At 68.3% G+C, this 26,926-nt stretch carries 24 protein-coding genes and 2 pseudogenes; 12 read left to right on the top strand and 14 right to left on the bottom strand.

Translation table 11 applies throughout. From position 1 onward, the window contains the following. Window positions 1-25: 25 nt before the first annotated feature. From nadC to OG521_38965, 3 genes are all read right to left on the bottom strand, one after another. Entirely contained in the window at window positions 26-898 is an 873-nt protein-coding gene (gene nadC / locus OG521_38975; GenBank protein WUW26431.1) for a carboxylating nicotinate-nucleotide diphosphorylase, read from the bottom strand. 151 nt (window positions 899-1,049) lie between these two features. Continuing rightward, window positions 1,050-1,961, bottom strand: a complete 912-nt coding sequence (locus OG521_38970; protein ID WUW26430.1) for an MFS transporter — start codon at window positions 1,959-1,961, stop codon at window positions 1,050-1,052. 169 nt (window positions 1,962-2,130) lie between these two features. Continuing rightward, the gene (locus OG521_38965; GenBank protein WUW26429.1) at window positions 2,131-2,787 is read right to left on the bottom strand and encodes a carboxymuconolactone decarboxylase family protein; all 657 of its coding nucleotides are present in this window, start codon (window positions 2,785-2,787) and stop codon (window positions 2,131-2,133) included. 105 nt (window positions 2,788-2,892) lie between these two features. Between OG521_38965 and OG521_38960 the strand changes: the two genes are divergently transcribed. The 3 genes from OG521_38960 to OG521_38950 all read left to right on the top strand — a co-directional run bounded on the left by OG521_38960 (window position 2,893) and on the right by OG521_38950 (window position 6,493). Beyond that, complete coding sequence (locus OG521_38960) at window positions 2,893-3,264, top strand: helix-turn-helix transcriptional regulator (GenBank protein ID WUW26428.1); 372 nt, start codon at window positions 2,893-2,895, stop codon at window positions 3,262-3,264. 767 nt (window positions 3,265-4,031) lie between these two features. Next, window positions 4,032-4,592, top strand: coding sequence for a GNAT family N-acetyltransferase (locus OG521_38955; protein ID WUW26427.1), 561 nt, complete (start codon window positions 4,032-4,034; stop codon window positions 4,590-4,592). Between the two features lie 344 nt (window positions 4,593-4,936). Then, window positions 4,937-6,493, top strand: a complete 1,557-nt coding sequence (locus OG521_38950; GenBank protein ID WUW26426.1) for a hypothetical protein — start codon at window positions 4,937-4,939, stop codon at window positions 6,491-6,493. A gap of 370 nt (window positions 6,494-6,863) precedes the next feature. Here the strand turns inward: OG521_38950 and OG521_38945 are convergent, their stop codons facing one another. Then, window positions 6,864-7,478 carry a TetR family transcriptional regulator gene (locus tag OG521_38945; protein WUW26425.1) on the bottom strand — a complete coding sequence of 205 codons (615 nt, stop codon included), beginning with the start codon at window positions 7,476-7,478 and terminating at the stop codon, window positions 6,864-6,866. Window positions 7,479-7,529: 51 nt separating this feature from the next. On the opposite strand from OG521_38945, the gene OG521_38940 reads away from it, so the two are divergent. Then, a complete protein-coding gene (locus OG521_38940; GenBank protein WUW26424.1) occupies window positions 7,530-8,081 on the top strand; it encodes a GNAT family N-acetyltransferase in 552 nt (183 codons plus the stop codon). 513 nt (window positions 8,082-8,594) lie between these two features. Here OG521_38940 and OG521_38935 read toward each other — a convergent pair. The 4 genes from OG521_38935 to OG521_38920 form a co-directional block, all read right to left on the bottom strand. After that, entirely contained in the window at window positions 8,595-8,876 is a 282-nt protein-coding gene (locus OG521_38935; GenBank protein WUW26423.1) for a DNA-binding protein, read from the bottom strand. Further along, the gene (locus OG521_38930; GenBank protein ID WUW26422.1) at window positions 8,866-9,102 is read right to left on the bottom strand and encodes a hypothetical protein; all 237 of its coding nucleotides are present in this window, start codon (window positions 9,100-9,102) and stop codon (window positions 8,866-8,868) included. The genes OG521_38935 and OG521_38930 overlap by 11 nt, the downstream gene beginning before the upstream one ends. Before the next feature lie 18 nt (window positions 9,103-9,120). After that, entirely contained in the window at window positions 9,121-9,606 is a 486-nt protein-coding gene (locus OG521_38925; protein WUW26421.1) for a hypothetical protein, read from the bottom strand. A gap of 765 nt (window positions 9,607-10,371) precedes the next feature. Beyond that, a complete protein-coding gene (locus OG521_38920) occupies window positions 10,372-11,214 on the bottom strand; it encodes a hypothetical protein (protein WUW26420.1) in 843 nt (280 codons plus the stop codon). A 523-nt stretch (window positions 11,215-11,737) separates the two neighbouring features. Here OG521_38920 and OG521_38915 point away from each other — a divergent pair. After that, window positions 11,738-13,222, top strand: coding sequence for a hypothetical protein (locus OG521_38915; GenBank protein ID WUW26419.1), 1,485 nt, complete (start codon window positions 11,738-11,740; stop codon window positions 13,220-13,222). Window positions 13,223-13,602: 380 nt separating this feature from the next. Here the strand turns inward: OG521_38915 and OG521_38910 are convergent, their stop codons facing one another. Beyond that, window positions 13,603-14,199, bottom strand: coding sequence for a dihydrofolate reductase family protein (locus OG521_38910; GenBank protein ID WUW26418.1), 597 nt, complete (start codon window positions 14,197-14,199; stop codon window positions 13,603-13,605). 69 nt (window positions 14,200-14,268) lie between these two features. Here OG521_38910 and OG521_38905 point away from each other — a divergent pair, with 69 nt between their 5' ends. Together OG521_38905 and OG521_38900 are read left to right on the top strand one after the other, a co-directional pair. After that, on the top strand, window positions 14,269-14,847 hold the full coding sequence (locus OG521_38905) for a TetR family transcriptional regulator (GenBank protein ID WUW26417.1): 579 nt from the start codon (window positions 14,269-14,271) through the stop codon (window positions 14,845-14,847). 264 nt (window positions 14,848-15,111) lie between these two features. Further along, a complete protein-coding gene (locus tag OG521_38900; protein ID WUW26416.1) occupies window positions 15,112-15,732 on the top strand; it encodes a TetR/AcrR family transcriptional regulator in 621 nt (206 codons plus the stop codon). On the opposite strand, the gene OG521_38895 is transcribed toward OG521_38900, so the two are convergent. The 3 genes and pseudogenes from OG521_38895 to OG521_38885 form a co-directional block, all read right to left on the bottom strand. Further along, window positions 15,713-17,071 carry an MATE family efflux transporter gene (locus OG521_38895; protein ID WUW26415.1) on the bottom strand — a complete coding sequence of 453 codons (1,359 nt, stop codon included), beginning with the start codon at window positions 17,069-17,071 and terminating at the stop codon, window positions 15,713-15,715. The two genes, OG521_38900 and OG521_38895, sit on opposite strands and share 20 nt — an antisense overlap. Continuing rightward, window positions 17,068-18,054, bottom strand: coding sequence for an aminoglycoside phosphotransferase family protein (locus OG521_38890; GenBank protein WUW26414.1), 987 nt, complete (start codon window positions 18,052-18,054; stop codon window positions 17,068-17,070). The genes OG521_38895 and OG521_38890 overlap by 4 nt, the downstream gene beginning before the upstream one ends. A gap of 172 nt (window positions 18,055-18,226) precedes the next feature. Next, a pseudogene (locus OG521_38885) lies at window positions 18,227-18,340 on the bottom strand (IS5/IS1182 family transposase). 237 nt (window positions 18,341-18,577) lie between these two features. Between OG521_38885 and OG521_38880 the strand changes: the two are divergent. Beyond that, a pseudogene (locus tag OG521_38880) lies at window positions 18,578-18,821 on the top strand (transposase). A gap of 340 nt (window positions 18,822-19,161) precedes the next feature. Continuing rightward, complete coding sequence (locus OG521_38875) at window positions 19,162-19,923, top strand: isocitrate lyase/phosphoenolpyruvate mutase family protein (GenBank protein ID WUW26413.1); 762 nt, start codon at window positions 19,162-19,164, stop codon at window positions 19,921-19,923. A gap of 311 nt (window positions 19,924-20,234) precedes the next feature. On the opposite strand, the gene OG521_38870 is transcribed toward OG521_38875, so the two are convergent. Both OG521_38870 and OG521_38865 read right to left on the bottom strand, forming a co-directional pair. Next, complete coding sequence (locus OG521_38870) at window positions 20,235-20,594, bottom strand: hypothetical protein (protein WUW26941.1); 360 nt, start codon at window positions 20,592-20,594, stop codon at window positions 20,235-20,237. 297 nt (window positions 20,595-20,891) lie between these two features. Further along, entirely contained in the window at window positions 20,892-22,151 is a 1,260-nt protein-coding gene (locus OG521_38865) for a cation:proton antiporter (protein WUW26412.1), read from the bottom strand. Between the two features lie 125 nt (window positions 22,152-22,276). Between OG521_38865 and OG521_38860 the strand changes: the two genes are divergently transcribed. The 3 genes from OG521_38860 (at window position 22,277) to OG521_38850 (ending at window position 26,763) form a co-directional block, all read left to right on the top strand. Further along, entirely contained in the window at window positions 22,277-22,489 is a 213-nt protein-coding gene (locus OG521_38860) for a hypothetical protein (GenBank protein ID WUW26411.1), read from the top strand. 479 nt (window positions 22,490-22,968) lie between these two features. Then, entirely contained in the window at window positions 22,969-25,041 is a 2,073-nt protein-coding gene (locus OG521_38855) for a discoidin domain-containing protein (GenBank protein WUW26410.1), read from the top strand. 432 nt (window positions 25,042-25,473) lie between these two features. Beyond that, window positions 25,474-26,763 carry a haloacid dehalogenase-like hydrolase gene (locus tag OG521_38850; GenBank protein ID WUW26409.1) on the top strand — a complete coding sequence of 430 codons (1,290 nt, stop codon included), beginning with the start codon at window positions 25,474-25,476 and terminating at the stop codon, window positions 26,761-26,763. Window positions 26,764-26,926 lie beyond the last annotated feature (163 nt).

Raw genomic sequence — 26,926 nt, 5'->3', positions numbered from 1 at the left:
CGACCGAGGCGGCTGACTCGGTTTCTCAGGATGGGGAGATGCTCAGAAGCATGCTCAGATCCATGGCCGGCGCGCTGTGGGTCAGCGCGCCAATGGAGACGGCATCGACACCGGTTTCCGTGGCGGCGCGCAAGCCGTCCAACGTGATCGTGCCCGAGGCCTCCAACTTGATGTCTGAGTCGGGGGCCAGTTCGCGTCGAAGGCGGACGGCTTCGGCCAGCTGCGGCACGGTCATGTTGTCGAGCATGATCCATGACGGCTCGGCCCGCAGCGCTTCACGGGTTTGGGCGAGCGTGGCCACCTCCACCTCGATGGCCAGGGTCTTGCCCTCCGACGCCATGTTCTTGCGGACGCTGTCGATGGCGGCAGTGACGCCGCCGGCGGCCGCGATGTGGTTTTCCTTGAGGAGCACCATGGCGCCCAGGTCCAGCCGATGATTGTGCCCTCCGCCGGCGGCGACCGCGTACTTGTCCAGTAACCGAAGTCCCGGGGCGGTCTTACGGGTATCCAGGATGCGGACAGGCAGATCGCGCACGGCGGCCACATACCGATCGGTGAGTGTGGCGATGCCGCAAAGCCGCTGGAGAAGGTTCAGCACCGTCCGTTCGCCGGTGATGATCTGGTGTGCCGGGCCGGACACTCTCGCCAGGACGTCGTTGGCCTCAAGTCGAGTGCCGTCGGGCACCGATTCGTCGATCCGTGTCTCGTCGCCGATATGGGCGTAAACCTCGGCAGCCAGGGGCATCCCGGCAGCCAGGCCCGGTTGGCGGGTGATGATGACTGCCGTCGCCCATTGTCGCGGCGCGACGCTCCATCGAGTGGTGACGTCATCAGCGGCCGCGTCTTCGGACAGCGCGAGTGTCACGATGTTGCGCGCTGCCGTGTGAGGTAACTGCATGCGGGGTCCTCAGCTTCGGGTTCGATCGGATGGGGCATGCCGGTGATCGCGGCTCAGGCCGTTGCCGGTGCCGAAGACACACAGGCGTCCTCGGCTCCGACAGCGCCGGTTCCGGCGGCATCTGTGGCAAGGGCTCGGGTTTGACGGTCAATCACGGCGTAGCGGTACGACGCGTGCCTCCAGCCGGCTCCTCGATCGGGTCGGCCTCGGGCGAGCGGTGGGCATGGGCGAGTGCGAGTGCGTGGCCGGCCAGGGTCCTGATGGCCCCGCGCCGATGCCGACCAGCGCCGCCGTGGTGTAGGCGCCATCGCTCGGGAAAAGGGTGGTCGGTGCCGACGGCCACGACCGGCCACCCTTGGCGCTGCCCAGGGCGTACCCGCCGCTGCAGGCAACGTAGTTGACGCTCCTGGCGCTCGACGTCTCGCTCTTGGGGTGACGCCGGGCATGGCGGCCGCAAAGCTGCCGACGCCGAAGCCCAGCACTCCCCTGGCCACGAACAGCTCGGCCAGGTTGGACCGGCCGCCACAAAGAGGACGAGATCCATAACCGCCGAGGACGGCGCGCCGACCAAGGGCAAGGGCACGTCGATCCGCATCCGAGCCCGAGGCGTGGGCGTGACTGCGCCGAACCCCAGCACGCAGAACGGAACGAGGACCAGCCCCACCACGAACATGGAACGCCACGCGGCCAGGAAAGCAATGGCGGTGACGAACAGGCCGAGGCCATGGGCGGCGCGCACCCCGCCGAACTGGGTGAGCAGGCCGGCGAGGGGGTAGCCGACGCCGGCTCCGATGATGGAGACCACCGAGATCAAGGCGATCGTGGCCGCAATGCGCCGCTCGGGAGAATGATCGCGGACCACGCCCATCATCAGCGCCGTGAGACCGAGTCCCACGCCTTGGGCAGTCCTGCCGACAAGCAGCAACGCCAACAGCCGCGGGAACACGGTGAGCGTGCCGCCGACCACGGCGATCACCGGCGTGGCGAGAATCGTGGCCCGCCGGTGCGGACCGGCTCCGAGCCGGCCGAGGACGGGCGTGGCGACGGCACCTCTCAGCAGCACGATGGTCAGCGTCCACTGCGCGCTGTCGAGGGAGACGTGGAAGGTGGTTGGTCGCCACGCGGGTCATGAGCGGTGCCGCGAAACTGGCGACCGCCGCCACGACCAGGGCGACGAACATCAATGGGGGAAGCCAGCAGCCGCGTCTCGTAGCGCTCCTGGGCAGTGCTCATCAGTCGGTCCCGGTCGTGGCGGGGAGAAAGTCGGCGAAGCGGGGCGCGCCGGGCTCGTGCGGCACGCGCGTGGCGCGCGCGGCGAAACTGACGGCGTGGTACCAGCCGCACAGCAGAAGCAGATCGAGCAGCTGGAGCTCGTCGAAGGCCGACACGAGTTGTGTCCACAGCGCGTCATCGATGTCGGAACGCTCGTGCAGTGCGTCGACGGCGAGGATGAGCAGCCGTTCCCGCTCGGACGTCCAGCACTCGTCAGCGGGGTCGCCGTGCACCAAAGATGCCGCCTGCTCGCGGGTGAGCCCGACCCGTTCGCCGAACGTCATCATGTGCACGCCCCACTCGTACTCGCAGCCGCACAGCACGCATGTCCGGTCGATGGCGATCTCGCGTTCCCTCATGGTCAGGGTCAACTGTCGGCCCAGCTCATAGCGCCCCCATCCGTGCATGGCGCCGGCCAGCGGGAGGTTTCTTGCGAACATCCGGAACAGCCCGATCGGCGGCACGTCCCCGGGCATCATGCGCGCAAGCAGCGCGCCGGCGTCGTCGGTGTACGGCGGTTCCAGCAGGGCTATTCGCGGTACCGGCGCTTCCGTTGCGGGGAGCGCTTGGTCGATCTGTGTGGGGTGCGGCGGGCTGTGCGGTTCGCTGCGCATCATGCGGCGGGCCTTCCTGCACCTGCCGGTGCTTCCACTGCCAGTGCTTCTATTTTCGAATCACACTATGATGCTTCGAGAAACGAAGCGCAAGGAGAAGAGGGGAACATGGGAGGCAGAACACCGCGGCCCGGCCTACCGGTGCGGGGGTCCACATCGGGACGCCCCGTCATGGCAGCACTGGACCTGTTGGGGCGGCGCTGGACTCTGCGCATCCTGTGGGAGCTGAATCAAGCCCCGGTCGGTTTCCGCGAGTTGCAGCGCCGGTGCGAGGGCATGTCCTCCAGCGTTCTCAGCACCCGGCTCGGCGAACTGACCGACACCCGTCTGCTGACCCTGCGCGAGGACGGATATCAGCTCACCCAGCTCGGCGGGGACCTCATCGACGCCCTCCAACCACTGACCGCATGGAGCCGGCGATGGGCAGAGGAAACGGACGCCGGTCCGGCACAAGGATCACGGCACTGCGATGATGAGTAGGCATGATGCCGGTCAGGTTCTCGGCGGCGGGCTGCCAGGGAGTGGTCTCGTACGCCTTGAGTCAACTCACTCAGGGCGTAGGCGCCACACCAGCGCACTGGCACGTGTTCGGACACCAAGCACAGGCGTCCTTGATCTGCACGCGGCCGCTTCACAGTTTCGACGAGTCGTCGCGGTACCGCCGGCCACGCTCCTGATCGGCGCAGCTGTACCCCGCCTCGCCCGCTGCCTCGACAAGCACCCGGGCGCTCCAAGCGAGGGGCTTTCGCCGGAGGTAGGCCGGAAGCTCCTTGTCCCGGCATCGACCTTCGCGTGATTTCCGCGTTTCGAACCGCGCTTTCAGCAACAGGGCTTCGAGGAGCACCGGTCACGGCTGCGTCCTCTCACGGGACTCGGCAGCGGGTGCGAAGGGCGCGGATAACTGGATCCCAGGCCGGGGATTTGTGTAACTACTGCTATTTCGGCGCCAGTTGGCTGACCACCCACACCAAGGCTTCTACATCAGGAATGAGTTGGTCACGCTCAGCCATGCCATTCTGCCGGAACCCCTTGAGGCGCACGCGTCGCGCGGTACTCCGTTCCAGTTGCTCGGGATCCATGCCCCGTGACGTAGGGGGCCACGGCTGCAGTCGTGACAGGTCTCCCGTCGGGCCTCAGATACCACCCAGCTCTGGAAGGCAGGTGCCGTCGGCGGGCAAACGACGGCCTCCGCATCAACCTGACCCGTACTACCGAGCGCGCGTACGAGCCCGTGCGAGGATCTCGACGTGAACGATCTACGCTTCCGCCTCGCCGAGGCAACCGACCTTGCCACTCTCGTCCGACTTCGTGACGAGGCCGCCCACTGGATGCTTGCCCGAGGCATCACCGGCCAGTGGCAGCCCGGTCAGCTCGACGAGGATCATTTCCGCAGGGTCATGACCGGTGGTGAGATCTGGATCGCCGAGGCTGATGACCGTGTGGCCGGTGCGTGGGAGGTGTGGTGGGAGGACGTGGATGCCTGGGGAGCGCAGCCACCGGTGGCCGGCTATGTGCACCGGCTGATGGTCGACCGCAGCAACACCCAGCCGGGGACGGGACGGCTCCTGCTGCGGGCCGCGGAGCGCCGTATCGCCGCGGCCGGGCGGGCGTTCGTACGTTTGGACTGTTTGGCCGGCAACGCACGTCTGAACTCCTACTACCAGGACGCCGGCTACCAAGTCGTCGGCCACAAGGCCGGCAAGCCCCAGCCGGGCGGTGAACCCAAGTCGTTCACGCTTCTGGAGAAAGCATGCGGACCGGCCGCGGGTGCCCAGCGACCGCGGCCCGAGGAAGTAGACCTGCACTGAAGACGTTCACGACGGTAGAGGTCGGTTTGGGGCCCCGACAAAGGCGTGGGGCGTCGTGGCGGTGGGTGATGTGGCATGACGTGGCCCAGCGATGCTTCGTGGATGTCGTCGCATCGTTCCCCTCCGAATCCGGAGACGTCGGAAGCCGTGGGGCGCCGACAACCGTCCACGGCCGAAGCCGGTCGTGGACGGCGGCCCCTGCTACGCACGGTCGCTCCCTTCAGGAAGAGAGACGACGACCCGCCACTCCAGTAACAGCGTTCACGCAACTCATTGACAGCACCATCCGCACAGGGAACCATCCACCCTTGAGGCGGTTGACAACGTTGTCCAACGGAGGCTTCATGGGTTCGCATGAGCAGCAGAGTGGACTGTCGCGACGGCAGTTGATCCGGGCAGGCACTGTGGCGGGGCTGACCGCGGCAGGAGCGGCGGCCGGTTCGCCCGGTTTCGCTGCGCCCCGGAGCGCAGCGGGCGGGCGGCCCGCCATCGAGTTCGGCGGCGGCCAGGACCCGCTGCTGGGCGGGGCGTACCGGTCGGCGCTGAATAACCTGCTGGACATCAACACGGTGCCCTACGATCCTGCGCAGTACAACCAGACAGGACTGATGACCGACTCCCCCGGCACGTTCATCCGGGCCGGCGGGGGTTATGAGCAGCCGTGGACCCGGGATGCGTCGGTCAACTCGTGGAACGCCGCCAGCCTGCTGTCGCCCGACGTTGCCCGCAACACCCTGTGGGCGGTGTGCCGTCGGCAGGACGACGGCTCGCTGATCGTCCAGCAGGACAACCAGTGGTGGGACCAGATCGTGTGGGCGGTCGCCGCCTGGCAGCACTATCTGACCACCGGGGACCGGGAGTTCCTCAACGACGCCTACCAGGCCGCCGCCAACACCCTGCGAGCCGACCGGTCCCAGCACTTCAACGAGAAGTACGGGCTGTTCGAGGGACCGGCGTTCCTCCAGGACGGTATCGCCGGTTACCCGAGCCCGCCCTACGACCCGGGCAACACCTCTTCGTTCGTCCTCGATCACCCGGGTACGGACAAGATGATGTGTCTGTCCACCAACTGCCTCTTCCACGCGGGGTATCTGGCCTGCGCCGAGATGGCGGACGAGACCGGTGACCGGCGCTCGGCGGCCGGCTTCCGGGTGGCTGCCGCACGGCTGCGCACCGCGATCAACACCCGTATCCGGCGGCCCGGCACCGGTGGTTACGGGTACTTCATCCACGGCACGGGCGAACGGGCAGGCGGGTTGGAGACGTACCAGGAGGCCAACGGGCTCGCGTTCGCCGTGCTGTGCGGCGTGGCATCGCCTCACGAGGTGCGTGCACTGCTCGGCGCCACCCATCACGAGCCGCATGGCGTCGTGAACGTCTGGCCGCACTTCTCCCGCTTCGACGACGCCCATCCGGGGCGGCACAACGTGATCGTGTGGCCCATGACAGTCGGCATGTGGGGGCATGCGGCAGCGATCGGCGGCCGCATCGACCTGCTGGCGCAGGCGGTGACAGACATCGCCTCCCTGGAGCACCGCGACGGCCGCTTCTGGGAGATCCACAACGCCCGCACCGGCGCGGTGGACGGGGGCTGGCAGACCGGGCACCAATGGGACTCGCAGCCGGACCAGACCTGGTCGGCCACGGGCTACCTGCGGCTGATCCACCAGGGCGTGTTCGGCATCACCCACGAACGGGACCGCCTGCGGTTCGCTCCGAGCCTGCCGCCCGGCTGGGGCCCGGTCACCTTGAGCGGCCTGCCCTACCGCAGGGCGACGCTCGACATCACCCTCACCGGAGCCGGTCACCGCGTCGCCTCGTCCACGGTCGACGGCCGTCGCCGCACCACCGTGCCATCCGACCTGGAGGGGCGGCACCAGGTACACATCGAGCTGACCTGAGAGCGGCTGCACCCGACATCGATCGTTTGCACGCGTAGCGCGCACACAGCAGCAGTGCCGTAGGCGGTGTCTGATGGGACGTCCGAGTGGACGACGAAGAAGCGGTCCAGGCCGACGACGCGCAGAGTACGGGTGTGGGGCATGCGGCAGCGATCGGCGGCCGCACCACTGTCGAGGAAATCTTGCGCGCCGACGTCCCGGCCTCACACCTCTCTCCCGCGCTCTTCCCTCCGCTCCCCCGTCCTCGGCCGAGCTGCCTCTGGATGCGCCGCCACCGTCTGCCAGGCCATGGACATTCGCCAAGGGGTCGAGATCACGCCGCCGGTCATGAGTCCGGAGCCGTGACACCGATCGCGGTCGGCCGTCAGGATTACGCAGATCGCCCTTCGTTGACGTGGTCCGGGGCGGCCAGCGCTTCCAGGTAGGCGTCGAGGAGCTGGACCTGCCGCTGCGGCGGGAACACGGTCGGGGCGAACAGTGCCTGAACGACCAGGCCGAGAACAAACGACTGAGCCCCGGCCGCGACGTCCGCGGCGTTGCCCGGTGGCAGTTCGCCGAGGTCCTGGGCCGCGGCCACCCGATCGGTCAGTCTGTCGCGGCTCAGTGCGTACTTGCGGGCATGGTCGGCACTCAGATCGGGGTCGGCAAGCGCGGCATCCCAGGAGGACACCCAGATCCGGTTGCCGTCAGTGGCCTCGGGAGTCATCGGCAGGATGTCCAGCAGCGCATTCCTGAGGGCGGCCAAGCCCCTCCCCGAGTCCCGGCGAGGGCGGGAGAGCGTGCGTTGTTCGAGCAGGTCGAGGGCGTACTCCACCAGGGCCCGTTTGGTCGGGAAGTAGTGCGTGAGAAGGCCGGTGGTCGCACCGAGCTCGGCGGCGACGGCGCGCAGAGTCAGGCCGGCGAAGCCGCGGGCGGCCATCACCTGCCAGACAGCTTCGGAGACATCGCGTCTGCGTGCCTCGTGATCTCCCTTGGTGCGTGGCATAGCACCACGGTACATTCTCACAACACTTGTTATGCGAATGGGGAGGTCCTCATGTTCTCGTTGCCGCTGCGCGACGACGCCCACCTCGGCCCGCTGGAGGTCTGGCACGCCCAAGAGTTCGCCGAACACCTCGACCGGGCGCGTGAGCACATCCGTCCTTGGGTCGGGCCGTCCTTCGTCACCGACGACCTGGCCGGCGCGCGCGCCACACTCCAGCGGTATGCGGGATTCCAGGCGAGCGACGGTGCCCGCCTGTACGGCATCCGGCTGAATAGTTTGCTGGTCGGTGGCGTGATGTTCACCAGCTTCGACGCCGCCTTCGGCTCGTGCGAGGTCGGCTGCTGGCTGGAGCCTTCCGCCGAGGGCCACGGTGTGGTCACGCAAGCATGCCGCGCGCTGCTGGACTGGGCGTTCACCGTGCGGGGACTGCATCGGGCAGAGTGGCACTGCCGGGCCGACAACGACCGCAGTGCGGCGGTGGCCAAGCGGCTCGGCATGACGCTCGAGGGTGTGCGACGCGAAGCATGGCCCTATGAGGGCAGGCGCTACGACAAGCAGGTCTGGGCTGTCCTCGCTCCCGAATGGCGAGACTTGGAACGATGACCGGAACCGGCCTGGCCCGACGGTCATGCCGTCTGCCTGATCGGCGAACAACTGGAGACTCTTCGCGGGTCAGCGCGTGAACCGGTCTCCCCGGGGCCGCCCGCCGCACATGGGCGGCCCCAAGCCGGCATGGCAAACGCCTATCGCCCGGCTCCGACACTCAGCCCGGCATCGTCAGAGTGGGGGTGGAGAAGACTCGCTGTGAGTGAGGGCTGAGCCGTCACGTGCTCCGAACAGCCAATAGTCGGCCGGACACGACGGACATGCTCGCTGCTGCCGACTCCCGCCAGTCCGGATGCTCTTCGACACCGCCAGGCCACCCATGAGCCAGAGACATTCACCGACCCGCGCCTCTCGCGGCCATCGTCGACCACATCGCGTTCGGCGGCCACATCAGCGAGACCGGCACGGATTCACTGCACTCGCGAGCCGGATCAGCCGTTATGGCCTGCCGAGGGATCCGGCTGACCAAAACGAAAGATGAGCAATCGTCAAGGCCTGTGGATCAGATAGTCAGAAGAATCCGATCGTGTCCTTGAGGAGACGAAGGGATTTTGCGCGAGATGTGGCGCTGGCGCGCCTGGCCTTCTCTGCGTGCACGCTGGTGATTGTGACGCCCGCCCTTCCGGCCGAGTTCTCCGCGGGCGCCAGGTGGCCGCAGGCGATGAGTGCGCCGATACGGAAGAGCGCGATGTCCAGCTGGCGGGCGGCCTCGGGCTGGGACAGCCAGGCATCGTCTGCCACCCGGGGAACCGGCAGGAGCTTGGGGTAGCGGCGCTCGTCTTTAGGTGTCATCAGGCGGCCCCTGGTTCGGAGCGTTCGACGAGGTGACCGTTCTCGAAAGATCACCGAGGCGGACGCGCTGGCGAAACTGCACGGCGTCGACACGGCCGGCCGCGCAGTGGGCACCGCAGCGACCGTCGAACCATTCGCCGACGGCCACCTGATGGCGATCCTGGCCCACAATGTCGAGCACGACGACGACGAACCGACCAGGTCCAGGGCACAGCACATCCTCCAACCGTGCGCCTCGGCCTGGTCAGCGTTCGGATTCATTGGCTGATGCCCCGCCGTCACCAGCCGACCAGTTCGCCACAGCCACCTCGTCCTTGCGCAATCCCCACGACGGGGGGCCACCGGGCCCGGCCAGCACCTCCAACGTGAAGGGCGCATAGTCGTTGCGGCTCTCGCGCACCGTGAACCCTGCCGAGACCAGAATCGCCGTGATCGCCGCAAGCATCGCCTCCAACACGACTTGTTGATGGGAGAGCACAGGATCGTCCAGGAGGTTGTGCTTCACCGCCCGGAGCACACAGCTCTGCAGTCGTGCGCTGGATCTCCAGGCCACGGAAACCCCGCCCGCGTCGTCATCGAACGGGTCGATGGTGACCTCAATGCCTTGTGACAGCACCGTATACAGCCCTGGCGCGACGACCGGCAAGGCGGCGGCCACCAGTTCGTCCCGCACCCGGGCCGCGATGCGCTCACGCTCGGCCAGAACCTCAGCATCCACCTTCTCCAGCATCCCGGCACCCTACCGAGGGCTGCCCACGCCGATCAGAGAGCCCCTGCCCATGACCGACACCAGCAGCACCCTCTCCCCCATTGCCCGAGCCCAGCCGCGACCTCCTGTGCGGCTCTGGACGAGGCAATCGCGCTGACGCGCAAGCTCCCGCACATCCCACGCGCCTAAACGATGTCGTCCCGCTCGCCAAGGCCCAGCGACTCGCCCGCGAAGCCCGCCGGCGGCTCACGAGCATGAGCATCCTGAACACGGCAAGTTCGACCGAAGCTCGTTCACGGCGCCTACCGGGTATTGCCCTCGTCTAGATGAAGCTCAGGGAGGCGTCACAGAACAGCCGTCTCGCTGGCTGCAGAAGCTGCATCTCAACGGTTTGGACGTGGACTGGCACGAGTTCCGCCTTCCCCCCGCCAGTAGTAGGAGGCTGAACGTCGAACGGCGAGTCTGCTTCATCGCCGCCTCTGCGGTGTCCCGCCCTTCGGTGATCTCCACTCTCACGGCCGTCATCGTGGCGTATCTGTCGCCGGACTCGCAGTCGTGACCTACCTGAACATCCCCGATCCATCTCCCGAGGACCTCGCCAACAGGCTGCGCCGGACGAGCAGCGGGTCGCCTGGCCCGGTTCCCGCTCGTGCGATGGGTGCTCGCCCCGCGTACGACGTGGCAGGCGCGGCTCCCCCACCGAATTGGATGGGGGCATGTACGCCCGGACTGCCTGCGGGTAGTTGGATCTTGACGAGTCCGGCGGCCTGGCTTTCCGACCGGGGCTCAGGCTTCCAGGGTCGCCCTCTCCTCGGGCGCCCCCGTGCGGTGGGGCGGTACACCCTCCGCTCTCTGAAGGAGGACGTCATTGCCGTCGGCTCGAATGCTCGCGACGAGCCTTTGGAGTTCAGCCAGAGTGTCCTCCTTGAGGAGCGAAGGGTCCGTCTCAAGCATCAACGCAACCTGCTCCCCGATGCGCTGGGGTGTGAGATCGTCTGTCGCCTCCACCTCAACCGGGCCGTTCTCTCCCTCGTCCACGACCCTGGCGTTGCGCAGCAGCCGCAGCTGCCCGTCGCTGTAGATCCTGGCCGCCACCGCCGCGGCGAACCGCTGTCGCGCCTCTGCGCCGCTCATGACCTTTCGCCGATCCCGCGGAACGGTGATGGCATCCTGCAGATCTCCCGTCGCCTCTGCGCGGCGGTCGCTGACGCGGCTTCGCACGCTGGCCCACTTCGTCTTCACGGACGGGAGCGCCTGGCCGTTCCACTTCGTCCTCATCGCCGGAAACGCTTGTTCGGACCACCACTTCTTGACGTGGGGCGCGGCCTTCTCCGCCACTTTGAGACCGATTTGGAAGATGACCTCTGCCAGGAACTCCGCGTTCTCTCGACGCTCCTGCTCCAGGGCCTCCGATGCGTGTTGGTCGGAGTCGGGCCAACCGTGCGGGCACTCCACCACCGGGTCCGGCCCGTTCTCCTCCTTCAAGAAGATCTCGGCATGTCCCAGCTCGTTGTCGGGGTCGCGTGTCATACCGCGACGAGCACCTGCGGTCTTGCTCGACTGCAGAAGACGCGCGCCCTTCGGGACTCTGATGGTGGCGTCGAGCTCGTCGTACTCGCTGTTGTCCATGCCCCCGCCTTCGGCTTGTGGTCACCGCCCCGCGCATACCGTGAGCGAGCCGCTGAATACTCTACGTCCGGTCATCCGGCGGCTCACCTCATACGGACCGATAGCCTGGGTCAGCAGCAGCCGCCGAGTCCTCACGAGGCCACCGGCGCCGGTGTTCCTCGGCAACGCGTCGGGCAAACCGTGAACATGCGCTAACGGACCCAGGCGTCGGCGCCCGACCACCCACACAACTGCCCGCCCGCGTCGCCCCCTACAGATCATTCGGGCTTGAAGTTGCTCGTGGTGGTTTTCGGGAGGGGTTAGGTGAGCGGCTCCGCACACTCCGCGCGTCCGCCACCTTCCTGCCGCGCGGTGCTCCTCGGGCGCCCCTGCGACACGGCGGTGACAGCGAACTGTTTGTATCAGCGCGTTGATGACGCTTTCGTATCTGCACGAGCGCCACCCGATCCGCGGTGGCGCGCCGGCACCAGGGGTGGGATCAGCGTTGAGGAATACGTCAGGAAGACGCAGCAGACTGACGACAGTGCTGCTGGCGGGCGCGCTGGCCGGGTCGGCGCTGACGGCGGTTCCCGGTACCGCGTCCGCGGACCAAGGGACCGTTGCGGGGGCCGTGGTGCAGTCGGGCCCGGGTATGGAGCTGTCGGCCGCGTCGTTCACCCAGATGACGGTGGACGAGGCCAGCCAGCGCGTGTGGATCGCGGGCGACCGGGTCTACCCGGACGGGTCACGGGACGGCGAGCTGGTCGGACTGCTCTACGGGGGCGCCGGGCCCGCCGTCGCGAGCGCCCACATGGCTGCTCCCCTGTCCGGCGTAGCGGTGGAGCCGGACGGCTCGAAGGTCTACGCCGGGCAGTCGGACCACATCGCGAGCTACTCCCACTCCAGTGGTTACTTGTACCCCCTCGACCCGGTCCCGGCGCCGGCCGACGGCTGTGGGCGGGAGCTGGTGCACACCGGCGGGCGCCTGTTCTTCACCAGCCGGCCGTCCGCGTCGCCCGAGGGTTGCGTCGATGGTCTGGGCAGTATCGGCGTCGCCGCGACGGCCGACGGCGGCGAGGCCGAACAGGTCATGTATTCGAGCTCTCCCGTCCATCTCGAGGCAGGGCCCGGAGGTCTGCTGGTGACCGCTCCAGAGCGTTCATCCCCGACCGACGACCCCGACCTGGGGATCTACCGGGTGACAGACGGGGCGGACGAGGCGGACGGGAACCTGCTGGAGTTCCTGGGCGAGCGCCGGTTCGCCGAGGACGGCACCGGCCGGGGCATGGACTTCCGGGACGCCGACTTCTCCGCGGACGGCTCCGTCCTCGCGGTGGCCGACGGGGTCCGCGGAACCGTACTGCTCTCCAGTCAGGACGCCAGCTTCCTGGAGAACCACTACGCGCCGTTGCCGGAGGGTGTGACGCCCACGGCCGTCGCCTTCAGCCCGGACGGCAAGTGGTTCGCCCAGGGCGGCGCGGCATCGGGCGATGCAGCCGACCTGACCCTGGCCTTCGCCGACCCGTCGGTCGACCGCCAGCCGTTGCGCATCAGCTTCGAGGACGAGGCCGCGGGCCAACACGTCGTCCCCCGGGGCATGGAGTTCTCCGGGAACGGAGAACAGCTCTTCGTCGTGACGTCCAACCAGGAGGGCACGAAGTTCTGGCTGCACACGATTCAGACCCGAGAGGCCCTGGCTCCGTCGCGCTTCGTGGATGTGACGCACGGCCCGGCCGTCGCCGGAGAACCTTTCAGGGTGACGGGACGACTGGACCTGGACGGACTGGCACCTACCGAGGCGCCCCGGATCACGGTCCAGCGGCTGAACGGCTCGGAGGTCGCCGACCTGCCGCCGGTCCCGGTCGCCGAGGACGGGACGTTCGTCCTGGAGGACGTCCTGCCGGGCCAGGCCGGGAACGTGCAGTACATAATCGGCTATGCGGGTGACGAGGTGCACTACCTCTCGGAGCACTGGCTTGTGGTGGACACGGTCGAGGCATCGAGCACAGTGAACCGAAGCAGCCGGTAGCCGGGCCGCCGCGCGGCGGACTTCCTCGCGGCGGCCTTGCGGGTCTTGTCGAAGGTGACCGGCCCCGGCCGGCGTCCGAGGTGTTCCGGTCATCATCGGCACGATCCGCTCCGGACCGGGCCGGGCCGGAACCGTCGACAGGGCCTTCTCCCGTTCGGCCGATGTCCAGGCACTGTCCGCCGCGCAGTGACGAAAATCGGAGGCCGCCTCGGCGTTCACCGCTCCAGGCTTTCCGCAGTTCCGGGCCGGCCGTCCTCATCCCTCGGCAAACCCCCGGACGACCCTGGCGCGGCCGAGGGGCGTCACCCTGCAAGGAAGGTCGCTCTCGGGCATGCGAGGCGTGCCATTTCCTGTCGTCCACCCGCTGAATCGGAATCCGCCTAACGGCGGGTGAGGTGAGTGAGGGTGACTCCGTTGGGGAAGGCGGTGCGTTCGGCGACGTCGAAGACGGTGGGGTCGAAAGAGCCGTCGACCACCGCGACTCCGGTTCCGGCGATGACCGGATACGTCTTGATCAGGAGCTCGTCGATCTCGGACAACAGGGCACCCGCGAGCCGGCCGCCCCCGCAGAGCCAGATGTCCAGGCCGGCGGCCGCCTCCTCGCTCTTGAGTTCGCGGACCAGGCCGAGCGGGTCGCCCGGCACAACGGTGACGGCTGGGTCGGTGTCCGGTGCGAGCGTGCTGGACACGACGTACTGGCGCAGGTGTCCGTACGGGCTGGTGATCCCGTTGTCGAGGGCCGGACGGTAGGTGCCCAGGCCCATGACGACGGTGTCGAATCGTCGGTTGGGCGCGTCGGCGACTCCCACGGCCTCGCGATATGCGGTGGGGATCGTCTCCGGGTACAGCGCGTTCACCCAGGTCGAGTAGGCGGCGGCCTGCCTCTCGTCTCCCTGGGGAAAGAAGTCGAACTCACCACTGGGCCCGGCGATCCGACCGTCGAGCGAGATTCCGATGTAGTACACGAGCTTTCGCAAAGCGTTCCCCCACACGTAGTACTGTACTTGTAGTGGTTCGAACGTAGTACTACACCTGGAGTGGTGTCAATGGTGAGACGGAACGATCAGCGGCGCGCAGCCCTCGTTGACGCGGCAATCGAAGTACTCGCCCGGGAAGGCGCACGCGGCCTGACCTTCCGGGCCGTGGATGCCCAAGCCGGTGTGCCCGCCGGCACAGCGTCCAACTACTTCGCCAACCGTGACGACCTGTTCACTCAGGCCGGCGCACGCGTGTACGAGCGGCTCCAGCCCGACGAGGCCACGATCGCCCGCCAGCAGGCGGCCGGCCGTGACCGGGAGGCCTACGCGGAGCTGATGCGCGAACTGGTCGGCCGCGTCGCCTCCTTCCGCAACGGTTATCTCGCGCTGCTGGAACTCCGTCTGGAAGCCACCCGCCGCCCCGAACTGCGCAAGATCCTCACCGAGCGCGTCCGAGCCGACGTGGACGCCAACGTCGCCTATCACGAGGCGTCCGGCCTCCCCGGCGACACCACGGCGGTCAAGTTGCTCATGCTGACGCTGAATTGGCTGATCGTGGAACAGCTCACCCTGCCGGACGTCTTCACGGAGGCCGAGCGCGAACAGCTGGTGACGGCCGCAGTGGAGCGCATCGTCGCTCCGCATTAGCCTCCCGGACCCAGCCCGGCTCGAAGGCATCTGCGGTGGAAGTCAGCACCGGCTCCGGATCTCCGTACCGGAGGTTCACCCCGTCTCCGCCGTTCGGACAGGAGGTGGGCGAGCCGTGGGCCGATGGTCGTCGTCGCGGCGGGCTGCCGTAGGCAAGAGCAGGAGTCCGGCGGACGCGCAGAGGGCGGCGGATCACGTCGGCCGGTAGCACACTGAAGCAGCGCCGAAAGGCCTTCTGATCACTGCCGCTGCGATGATGGAGGCATGTCTGATGGGGAAGTCAGGGTGCCGGCGTCTTCGCGCGGGTACGCAAAGGGGCGGGCGCGCCGTGAGCAGATCGTGACGACGGCCGGCGAGGTGTATGCGGACGTGGGCTATCACGGCGCTTCACTGCGGGAGATCGCCAAGCGCGCCGGCATCAGCCACGTGGGCCTCCACTACTACTTCCCCAGCCGTGAAGCGCTGTTGGCGGCGGTGCTGGAGCGCCGGGACGAGGAGGACACCGCACGGCTCGGACCGAAGGAGTACTCCCCCACTGCGGCGGTGCAGCATCTGGTCGATCTGGCCGATCACAACGCCCGGCATGCGGGGATTGTGGAGCTGTACGCGCGTCTCGCGGCGGAGGCCTTCTCCGAGGATCATCCCGCGCACCAGTACTTCACGGATCACTACAGGACGACGCGGGAGTATGTGCACTCCGCGTTGCGGGAACTGGCGGATCAGGGGGCGCTGCGGGAGGGTGTCGATCCCCGTGCGGCGGCGACCGGGTTCGTGGCACTGATGGACGGGCTGCAGGTGCAGTGGCTGGCAAGTCCCGATGAGGTGGACATGGCCGGGGTGCTGCGTGCCCATGTGGAACTGCTCCTCAAGGAGCCTTCCGCGTAGTTGCGTGCAGGCGCCGCAGGAGCAGGAGGGCGACTGCCGCGGTGGCGACTTCACCGGCTGCCAGGGCGGTCCAGACGCCTGTGGTGCCCAGTCGGCCGAGTGTGGCGATCAGGGGCACCTTGATCAGGAGCAGGGTGCCGATGGAGATGAGGTACGCGGGTGCCGGGCGCCCCAGTGACTGGGCGTATGCCGCTACCAGGGGGCCGATTCCGGCGACGGTGAGGCCGATCGCGATGATCGGCAGTGCCTGCCCGGCGGCGGTGACGGTGTCGGCATCATTGAGGAACAGGCCGGCCAGGGGTCTGGCCAGAGCGGCCAGGGCGGCGGCGGTGAGCAGTCCGTACAGCACTGAGGCGATCAGCGAGTAGTTGCGGGCTTTGAGTGCGCGGCCGGGCAGTCCGCGGCCGGTGTTGTAGCCGACGATGGGCTGCAGCCCCTGGCTGATGCCGGTGTGCGGCATCATCACGAAGGTCTGCAGGCGGGCGCAGACGGCGTAGGCGGCGAGCGCGGTGGCCGATCCGGCGGCCGCGAGGGTGGCGTTGACGAGAACCGCCAGGAGTGTGACGCCGGTGCCGGCGAGGAACGAGGGCAGGCCGACACCCAGCAGTGCTCGCAGCGTCGGTCCGTGGGGCAGGAGGTCCTGTGGGCCGATGCGGTAGGGGCGGCGCCTTTGTACGAGGAAGAACCACAGGCTCATCGCCGCGGACACTGCCTGGCCGCCGACGGTGCCGAGCGCGGCGCCCCGTACACCCATGTCGAATCCGAAGATGAGCAGTGGGTCCAGGGTGATCTGTACGGCGACGGGCACGAGCCACAGCAGGGTTGAGAACCCCATGCGGCCTTCGGCTCGCACCAGGCTGGAGAAGCCGGTGGACACCAGGGCGCCGCACAGGAGCACCACGGCGTAGGGGCGGGCGGTCGCGCCCAGTTCGCCGGTGGCTCCGAGCAGGGTGAGCAGCGGGTCCAGGAAGGCCAGGCCGAGCGCGGTGGTGGCTGCGGCGCAGGCCCAGAAGAGGGCGAAGGAGTTGCCCGCCGCGCGGGCGGCGGCCCGGTGGTCTCCGGTGCCCAGGGCGCGGGAGATCAGGGAGGCGCCGCCCGCGCCGACGGTGGTGGACACCGCGCCCAGGAGCAGCAGGAGCGGGGCGACCAGGTTGACCGCGGCCATGGCGTCGTCGCCCACGCCGCGGCCGACGAACCAGGCGTTGGTGAGGGCGTAGATGCCGTACACGCCGACTGCGGCGGTGGTCTGGGTGCAGGCGCGCCACAGCAGCCGGCCTATCGGGTCGGTGCCGAGCCGGGTCGTGTGGTCGGTTACGGGAACCGCTTGCGCGGAGGTCACCGGCGGGTGCGGCCGAGCAGAGCCATGGCCTCGTCGAGGCGGGGGCGCGCCCAGTCGTACTGCTCGGTGTCGGTGTGCCCGCGGTACACGGTTTCGATGACCATGATCAGTGCCAGGTAGAGGCAGTACAGGCGGCGGCGTGTCTGCTCGGTTCCGGTCAGCTCGCCGTGTCCGTAGCCGTGCATGAAGGGTGCCGGGTCACCGAAGGCGGCCATCTGGGAGCCGGTGAAGCCGGCCTCGATCAAGGGGTCGCCGTAGAAGGCGCGTTCGTGGTCGATGATGCAGATGATCTTGCCGTCGCGGACCATGACGTTGCTGGCCCACAGGTCCCACTCCACCAGACGGGCTTCGGTGACCTCGTCGAGGCTGTCGGCGTGCGCGGCAATGGCCGCGCGCACGGTGCCGTACTCCCAGCCGATGTCGACGCCACGGCGCTCGCCGTCGACGAGCACGTTCTCGATCATCGTGGTGAACGCCTGCCGCCAGGTGGCATGGCCAGGTCCGGCCAGCGGCCCGAAGTGCGGACCGCGGACGGAGTTGATCTCCCGGTTGAACGCGCCGAGCTGCGCCATCAGGTCATCTCGCTCGGCCGCGGGAAGCGACTCGGCGATGATGCCGAGGTTGTCGGCGTCGATGTACGGCATGAAGAAGTAGTCGGCGTCGCACAGCTCGCGGCTCCGGTCGGCGAAGTCGACGGCGGGGACCGGCACGGCGGTCCGTGTTCGCAGCAGGTCCAGCGTGGTGAGTTCGATCGACATGGCGCCGTGCTCGTAGGTCATCACCTCCACAGCGGGCGGCGGGGCGATCTTCAGGACGACCTCGGCGCCGTCGCGCAGGCGGATGCGGTAGGCGACGTTGAACCACCCGTGCCCCAGCTCACTCGCCCATCCGTCCCCGGCCGGGACCTGCCCCGCTCCGTAGGCACGCTCGATCATGGCGCGCAGCACCTCGGGAGACTGCCTGTTCTTGGTGATGCTCTCCATGATCATTCCTTCGTTGATGGCGAGTCGGTGGCTTCTGTGCGAGAGAAGGGACGAGACCCCCGACGCGCGGGCGGCTGCGAGCGTCCACAAATACTTACCACGTGGTAGAAATTCTTCGCCAGGGGTGGGCGCAGGTTCTCGCACCGGTCTGCGAGGTGAACGACGGATGCGGGGACTCGACGCCTTTGCGGGCGATGCGATGGCGGACTCCACGACAGCGGAGCCATCGGCACAGGTGATCGCAGTCGTAGCCCCTGTCCGCGTGCAGTTTCGTCGGCCGTCGGCGTCGCGGCCCGGTGCGTGAACAGATGGGCGGAACACCGCACAGCGGCCCCTCCGACCCCTTCCCTGACTGGTGCGACATGGCCGGCCAACAGTCGGCGGAGGGCGGATGCCCCGCCTGCCCCGTCGCAGCGCAGCGCGGGCCCGCCCCCTTCCGGGAAGAGATTCCGGGACGAGATCAAGACCTGACGTACGCTCGGAGCGAGGGTTCGATGCCGGTGACGGCAGCCCCTTCCCGACCGCCGGCCTGGCCGCCTGCGCCGGACTCGCCCCACGACCCGCAGTTCCGGCCGCTCGATCCGCGGCGAACAACCACCCACACGCGGAAACAAGGAGCTCGAACGGGCCCTCTCCCTCGCCGCGTTCACCTCCCTGGGCGACCCGACATCGCGGACCCACTACGACAAGGGATCGCCCAGGGAAGGCACCGCAAGCAGGCCTCGCTCTGCCTCGCCAGACGGCGGGCCGACGGCCTCGTCGCGATGGAATTCTCCATGAGTCCCGTCCCGCCACAGCGACTTGAGACCCTCTCGTCCTGCGGACAGGTGCGGGATCAGCTTCGGAGATGGGGCCCGGGAGTCCGAGCACATGAGACTCATCCACCGTTGGCTCGCCGGCGAGGTGGTCAACAACGCCGTTGACATCGAGGTGACCGGCCGCTCAGCCCACGCACTGGCACGGGAACGCAGCCGATCAGCCGGGCAGGGGCGCCGAACGTACAGCGCGGATCTGACGAAGACCGAGTGGCGGGAGATCCGTCCGGCGCCGAGGAGATGGACGGGGAGATCACGTTGTCTGTGGCCATCCGGGGGTAGCGTGCTCGCCATGGACCTGCGCACCACCGTTGAGCGCGCTCAACGCCTCAATCAACTGCACGCCGAGTACAAGCCGCTCGTACTGCCGACCGTGTGGGACGTCTGGTCAGCGCGGACGGCATCCGATGCCGGGTTCTCCGCGCTGACCATCGGCAGTCATCCGCTCGCCGACTCCCGAGGGGCCGACGACCACGAGGGGCAGACCTTCGAGGAGGTACTCGCTGCCGTCAGACAGATCGTCGCGTCGGTCGACGTCCCGGTCTCGGTCGATTTGGAGGCCGGGTACGGACAGGAGCCCGCGGACCTCATCGCCGGACTCATCGAGGCCGGCGGCGTTGGGCTGAACATCGAGGACACCGTCCACTCCGACGGCGGCCGCGTGCGCAGCACGCAGGAGCACGCACAGTACATTGCCGGCCTGCGCGCGGCGGCCGACGACGCGGGGGTTCCTGTCTGGGTCAACGGACGCACCGACCTCTTCCTGCACGCGGAACGCCCTTCGGACGTCCTCGACGAGGCGGTCGAGCGGTTGCGGGCCATGGAGCAGGCGGGCGCCGACAGCGTCTACCCCGTGCGCATTCAGGACGACGACGATCTGCTCACCGCCGTGACCGGGGCCGTGACCATTCCCGTGAACTCCACGGCTCATCCCGTGAAGCACGATCTCGAGCGCTTCCGGCGTCTAGGTGTAGGCCGGATCACCTACGGCCCGCTGCTGCAGTTCGCCATGACCGATGCGATGAAGGACATGCTCGCGCCGTGGGCTCCCTGAAGAGTTGAGCGAGCGACGGGGCGCCTTGAAGAAGAGGTGCCCCGTCGCACCGGCGGTGGCTGCCCGGTCGCTCCACCTGACTGACGGGGTCAACAGTTGACGCCCCCCGCCGGGACTGTCCCAAGTTCTGCGCTTCTCTTCCGTGACGTCAGCGGCTACACCCGACTCCGGAGGAGTCCGTGTCCGGTGTCCGCAGGTCAGACCAGGGAGCGGCCTCCCGAACGAGGCGTTCCTGCTCCCCTTGACAGAAGTCGAACCAGACCATCACCCGTGAGCGGAGCCACTCGCCCTTCTGGCGACCAGTCATCCCTCTACGATCCCTCGGCGCCGGCGTCCTCGGCTCGCGCCGCAGCTGCGGCCTCCAGCAGGGACCAGCCGTCGACCTCCACCGGCTTCCGCTCCTCCGGTTGCCAGCCACGGGCCAGCACCACATCGAGCAGGGCCCGAACGGCACCCGGCTCGTGCAGGTTCAGATCCGGCCCGCGGATGAAGCCCACGTCCCCCGAGCCCAGGGGCGCCCCGCCAGGAACGTATCGGCCGGGGCCCTCGTCAAAGACAATGCGCAGCCAGCCACAGGTGCCGGCCGGCTGGGGGGACAGGGTGAGGGTCTGGCGACAGTCCACGGACCGCCCGTCCTGGTCCTTTCGGTGGCTGTGACGCACTGTCCACATGTACACACGTCCGTCGGCGACCAACCGGCGGGGCTTCTTCGAAGAGCGAGGCACGCAGTCGAGGCTACGCGGCCTGACCCGCAAGACATCCCCCGGGCCGGAATGCGGTCGGCGCCCTCACCCAGGGCTCAAGTCTCGGCGCGTTCCCGCAGCAGGTGCTGAACGGTCACGATTACCCGGTCGGCCTCGTACACACCCCTGCCGAGAGGCAGGGCGAGGCGACTCCCGGTGACCTGAGGTACGCAGCGGGTCCCGGCCTCCATGCCTCGGCCCGGAACTCGCTCGCCGAGACCCGCGCTATGCCCGCGGACTCCGGGAACCCTGTTGGTCCAGGTACCTGATCACAGGCGTGGCGGTCACGCCGTGCAGGAGCACCGAGGCGAGGACCGTGAACGCCGCAACCGCCCACAGCTCGTCGGCGTACCTGCTGAACGGCCCCTCTCCCAGCGCGTACGCGAGATAGAAGAGCGATCCGATCCCCCGGATGCCGAACAGGGCCGTGACCGCTCGCTCGCGCCGCCCGACCGGAAACCCCAGTTGGGCGGCAGCACCGGCGAGCGGGCGGATCACGATGATGAGGACGATTCCCAGGAGAACTTCGCGCGGACCGAGGACCGACAGTCCGTCGGCAACCAGGTAGCCGCCGAGGAGAAAGAGCAGCACGGCGGTCAGCAGTCGCTCGATCTGTTCACTGAAGCCGTGCAGCACTTGGTGGTACCCGTGGCTGCGTTCGGCGGTCCGGATGGTGCAGGCCGCGACGAACACCGCGAGGAAGCCGTATCCGTGTACCAACTCGGTGACCCCGTAGGCGGTGAAGGTGGCGCCGAGGGCCGTGAATCCTTCCATCTGGTGCGAGAGGCGCACGTGTGGGGAGCGGAAGAACAGCCAGCCGAGCAGACGGCCGACGGCCACTCCCGCGATCAGCCCGACGGCTGCTCGCAGCAGTACGTCGACCAGCAGCCAGTGACCGATCCAGTCCGCGGACCAGCCATCACCGGCCGCGGTCGCCAGCGCTATGGCGGCGAGTACGAACGGCAGGGCCAGGCCGTCGTTGAGACCGGCCTCGGACGTCAGCGTGAACCGCACCTCCTCCTCGTCCTCCTCGTCCTCGCCGCTCGTGGGCTCCCCGACCCGTACTTCGGCGGCCAGCACAGGATCGGTGGGCGACAGCGCCGCCGCGAGCAGCAGGGCCACCGCCGGGGGCCAGTCCATGAGCCACCAGCCCAGGACCCCCATGGCGGCGATGGTGAGCGGAAGGGCAACACCCACGAAACGCCAGGCTCCTGCCCACGCACGCCAACCGAACGGCCTGTCGATCGCCAGACCCGCGCCCATCAGCGACACGATCACGCAGACCTCCGTCGCATGCTCGACCCAGACCCGGTCACGTACGGGGTCCACGACGGGCACGCCCAGCGGCAGCAGGACCGCCGCGGCGCCCGCGATCAGGAACACCATCGGAAGGGAGAACGGACGCCGGTGCACCACCGGGGGGAGGACTGCGGCCAGGAGGATACCAATGCCTGCTGCCACGTATATGCCGTGCGCCAACGTCATCCAGTCCCCGGGCCTTCTGTCGTTTCGGGCCGCAAGCAACCGCACGCGAAAAGCGCGCTGACTGAGATTGCGGCAGGAGTTACATCCGGTACCCCGCCGCTCGGCACCCACGCACGCTCCACGGGATGTCCTCCCCGAAGCGGATGGATCTCCTCCGGCTGCGCGGCACGCACTCACTGCTCGGCAGCAGCCCTCGGACCAAACTCCACCAGCACGGTCAACCAGTCGTGACGGCCCCGATGGACAACGCCACCATGTCCACCGTGAGCTTGGCGGTGCGGATGCTGTCCAGCATGGCCCGCGAGGATCTCATCACCGTTGCGCATCGGATCCCGTGATGCACGGTCGCCGATCGGCGAACCGGTCCCGAAGGACTCCGTGGCCCCGTACGCCCGCACGAAGGTGTGGCCGACCGCGAGATCTCCTGTGTCTCGGCCGCGCCGACCTTACGTGTGCCGAGCCGCGAGCGCGCTTGCATCGGCCCGTGACGAGATCAGCGGCGTGCGCCATCGCGTGCCGGAACACAGCCGGCGCATCGAGCGGTGGCGCCGGGACCGGCACGCCCGTCGGCAGTACCCATCAGTTCCACGCGGACACGAATGCCGTCGTGAACGTGCTGGGTCAGCAGCACCTCAGCACCCCTCCCGCCACTCGACTTCGATACTCGATCAACTCCAACCGGCCCAGCACGTAGGCGGGTTCAGGAAAGTTGAGAAATCCTCATGTTTATCTGTCCGGACCGTTGACTGTGCCGGCGGTGGTCGCGATTCTGATAACTCGTCAGTAACTTCAGTGGACATGTCAATCAAAGTGGGTGATGGCCATGGCTCGACCTCCGCGCCGCAGATTCAGATCCCTCACGGTGGTGTCGCTGCTCCTCGCCGTGTTGTCCCTGGTCCTCGGCCCGATGCCCAGCTCCGCGGCGGAGCCCGACCCCGGTTGGTGGAACCCGACCTCGCGGCCCGAGCCCGACGCACAGATCAACGTCACGGGTGAGCCCTTCAAGGGCACCGACACCCAGGGGCGCGTACGAGGCTTCGTCGACGCCCACGACCACATCATGGCCAACGAGGGCTTCGGCGGGCGGCTCATCTGCGGCAAGCCGTTCTCGGAGCAGGGCGTCGCCGATGCGCTCAAGGACTGCCCCGAGCACTACCCCGACGGCTCGCTCGCCGTCTTCGACTTCATCACCAAGGGTGGCGACGGCAGGCACGACCCGACCGGGTGGCCCACCTTCAGGGACTGGCCCGCCCACGACTCGCTGACCCACCAGCAGAACTACTACGCCAATATCGAGCGGGCCTGGCGCGGCGGCCAGCGGGTGCTGGTCAACGACCTCGTCACCAACGGCGTGATCTGCTCGGTCTACTTCTTCAAGGACCGCGGTTGTGACGAGATGACCGCCATCCGTCTCGAGGCGAAGAAGTCGTACGACATGCAGGCCTTCATCGACAAGATGTACGGCGGCCCGGGCAAAGGCTGGTTCCGGATCATCACCAGCAGCGCGCAGGCCCGCGCGGTCATCGAGCAGGGCAAGCTGGCCGTCGTCCTGGGGGTCGAGACATCCGAGCCGTTCGGCTGCAAGCAGATCCTGGACATCGCGCAGTGCAGCAAGGAGGACATCGACCGCGGCCTGGACGAACTGCACGAGCTGGGCGTGAGCAGCATGTTCCTGTGCCACAAGTTCGACAACGCCCTGTGCGGGGTGCGGTACGACTCCGGCGCACTCGGTACGGCGATCAACGTGGGCCAGTTCCTGTCGACGGGCACCTTCTGGAAGACGGAGACCTGCCGAGGCCCTCAGCATGACAACCCCATCGGAAACGCCGTGGCGGCGGAGGCGCAGAAGTTGCTGCCGAGCGGGGTGGCCGTCCCCACGTACGCCTCGGGCGCGCAGTGCAACACCCGCGGGCTGACCAGCCTGGGTGAATACGCGGTACGCGGAATGATGAAGCGCCACATGATGCTGGAACTCGACCACATGAGCGTCAAGGCCGCGGATCAGGCCTTCGATGTCCTGGAGTCCGAGTCGTACCCGGGCGCCGTCTCCTCGCACAGCTGGATGGACCTGGGCTGGACCGAACGGCTCTACAAGCTCGGCGGGTTCGCCGCCCAGTACATGAGCGGCTCCGCGGCGTTCAGCGCGGAGGCCGAGCGTACGAACGCGCTGCGCGAGAAGTACCAGGTCGGCTACGGCTACGGCACCGACATGAACGGTGTCGGCGGCTGGCCGGCCCCGCGGGGCGGGAGCGTCCCCAACCCGGTGGAGTACCCCTTCCGCAGCACGGACGGCGGCTCGGTGATCGACAGGCAGACCACCGGCGAGCGCACGTGGGACTTCAACACGGACGGCGCGGCGCACTACGGCACAGTCCCGGACTGGATCGAGGACATCCGCATCGTCGGCGGCCAGGAAGTCGTGGACGACCTCTTCACGGGAGCCGAGTCGTATCTGCGCACCTGGGGGAACGCCGAGAAGCACCGGTCCGGAGTAAATCTGGCCTCGGGTTCGGCCGCCTCGGCGTCCACGTCGGAGTGGTGGAATCCGGTCGTCAGCTTCGCCCCCGGTCAGGCCGTGGACGGAGACCATGGCACCCGCTGGGCCAGTGAGTGGACGGACGACCAGTGGCTGCGGATCGACCTCGGGTCCGCGAAGCCGATCAAGCGCGTGACTCTCGACTGGGAGGCGGCATACGCGAAGTCGTACCGCATCGAGCTGTCGCAGGACGGCAAGAACTGGCAGACCGCATGGTCCACGGCCTCCGGTGACGGCGGGCTGGACACAGCATGGCCCGCCCAGGCTCAGGCGCGCTACGTACGCATCCACGGCCTGGAGCGCGGAACCAAGTGGGGCTACTCGCTCCAAGAGGTCGGCGTCTACAGCGACTGACGACACCGAGGAAACCGTCCCGGACGGCCGGATCAGATCCCGATCCGGCCGGACCGGCTTCTCCTCAGCCCGGGCGCCGGAACTCGCCGCCCAGGCCACGCCGGTGCCAGGCCCGCTGCTCGCACGCCGGTTCCTGCTTGTTGATGCACCGCTCGACCGTGGTCGAAGGCCAGCGGGTGACAGCAGTTGTCGGCTGCCAGGCGGATCCTCGTTGTCAGACGCACGAGAGGCCTGGTTCGAATGCACCGCCGGCAGGTTCGTGATCAGCACCTCCGCACCGCCCGCCGCGAGGCCGGCCAGAGGTGGCTGCCTGCCGGCCTGGCGACCGCTGAACACCCCGAGTAGCAGGGGGTGACTGCCCCTCAGCTCGCGTCCACGGAGTGGAGCGTGCCCCCTCTACATCACCGAAACATTGATGTACGGTCCACTCGCATGCGTACCCGACTTGTTCTCGCGTGGACCTCAGCCGTGACGGCCGTACTCGCGGTCGCGGCCGCAGCCGGCCCCGTGGCCGCCGCCCCGGCCGGTCGCTCGTCCGTGACGCCGACGGCCCGCTGCCCCCAACTCTCCGACGATCTCCCCTGGTACGGCGGCAACCGGGCCCAGCTGCAGCGCGTGATCGACGAGCGCGGCACCTGCCACGGCAGGGGCGGGCCGCGCCCGGTCGCGGCGTTCGACTGGGACAACACCATCACCAAGAACGACGTCACCGATGCCACCATCAGCTGGTCCCTGCGGCACGACAAGATCCTTCGGCCCGCCCGCTGGAAGGACACCAGCAAGTGGCTGACCGACACCGCGAACAGGGCCCTCACCCAGGCCTGTGGCACCGACGTCGCGGTGGGAGCGCCCCTGCCCACCTCCACCAACGCCCGCTGCGCCGACGAGATCCTCCAGATCCGTGAGGACGGCACCACGATGAGCGGCGAGGCCGCCTTCGCGGGGAAGTGGAACCACCGCCGTACCGTCCCGCAGTACGCTTGGGTGCCCCAACTGTTCGCCGGACACACCGTCCCCGAACTGCGCGCGTACACCGCGGCCGCCCGCACGGAGGCCCTCGCCGCGCCTGTCGGTGCGACCCGCACCGTCGGCACCCACGTCCTTCCGGCCTACGTCCGGTACTACGAACAGCAACGTGACCTCGTCCGTACGCTGCAGAAGGCCGGATTCGACGTCTGGATCGTCTCGGCGGGTTCCGAGCCGGTCACCGAGGTCTGGTCGCGCGGTATCGGAATCGACCGCGCGCACACCGTCGCCATCCGCTCCGTGCTCGACGCCAAGGGCCGCATCACGACCAGGAACGAGGGCTGCGGCGGGGTGGGTGTCACCCAGGGCGAGGCCATCCCGTACATCGACGGCAAGCGTTGCTGGATCAATCAGGAGATCTACGGGATCAAGGGCCGGGCCGCCTGGAACCAGCAGGCCCCCCACCGGCGGATCACGCTCGGCGGTGGTGACGCCGACACCGACGTGACGTTCGTCGGCGACGCCACGGGCGCGCACCTCGTGCTCAACCGCAACAAGAACGAGGTGATGTGCCGCGCCTACGACAACGCCGACGGCCGCTGGGTCGTGAACCCGATGTTCATCGAGCCGCTGCCCCGCAGGACCACGGCCTATCCCTGCTCGTCCGCCGCCTACACCGAGCAAGACGGCACGTTCGGCCCCGTGCGGCGTGGCGACGGCAGCGTCGTACCGGACCAGCAGGACACGGTGTACTGACGCGGGGCCGGCACCAGGCCGCGCCGTCCGCGAGGCATCCCCACGTTTGCGGGGGTTCCTTCATCTCTAGGAGATCTGGCTGACAAGCCGAACGGCTCCCCGGATCAGCTCGTCGATGAAGGCGAGCTGGTCACGGTGACGCTCGTCGAGATCGGCCCACCTG

This window comes from Streptomyces sp. NBC_01463 (genome assembly GCA_036227345.1).
In the GTDB taxonomy this organism is placed as follows: domain Bacteria; phylum Actinomycetota; class Actinomycetes; order Streptomycetales; family Streptomycetaceae; genus Streptomyces.
Note: the sequence above shows the minus strand (reverse complement) of the source record. Positions and strands in the feature narration are given on the sequence as shown.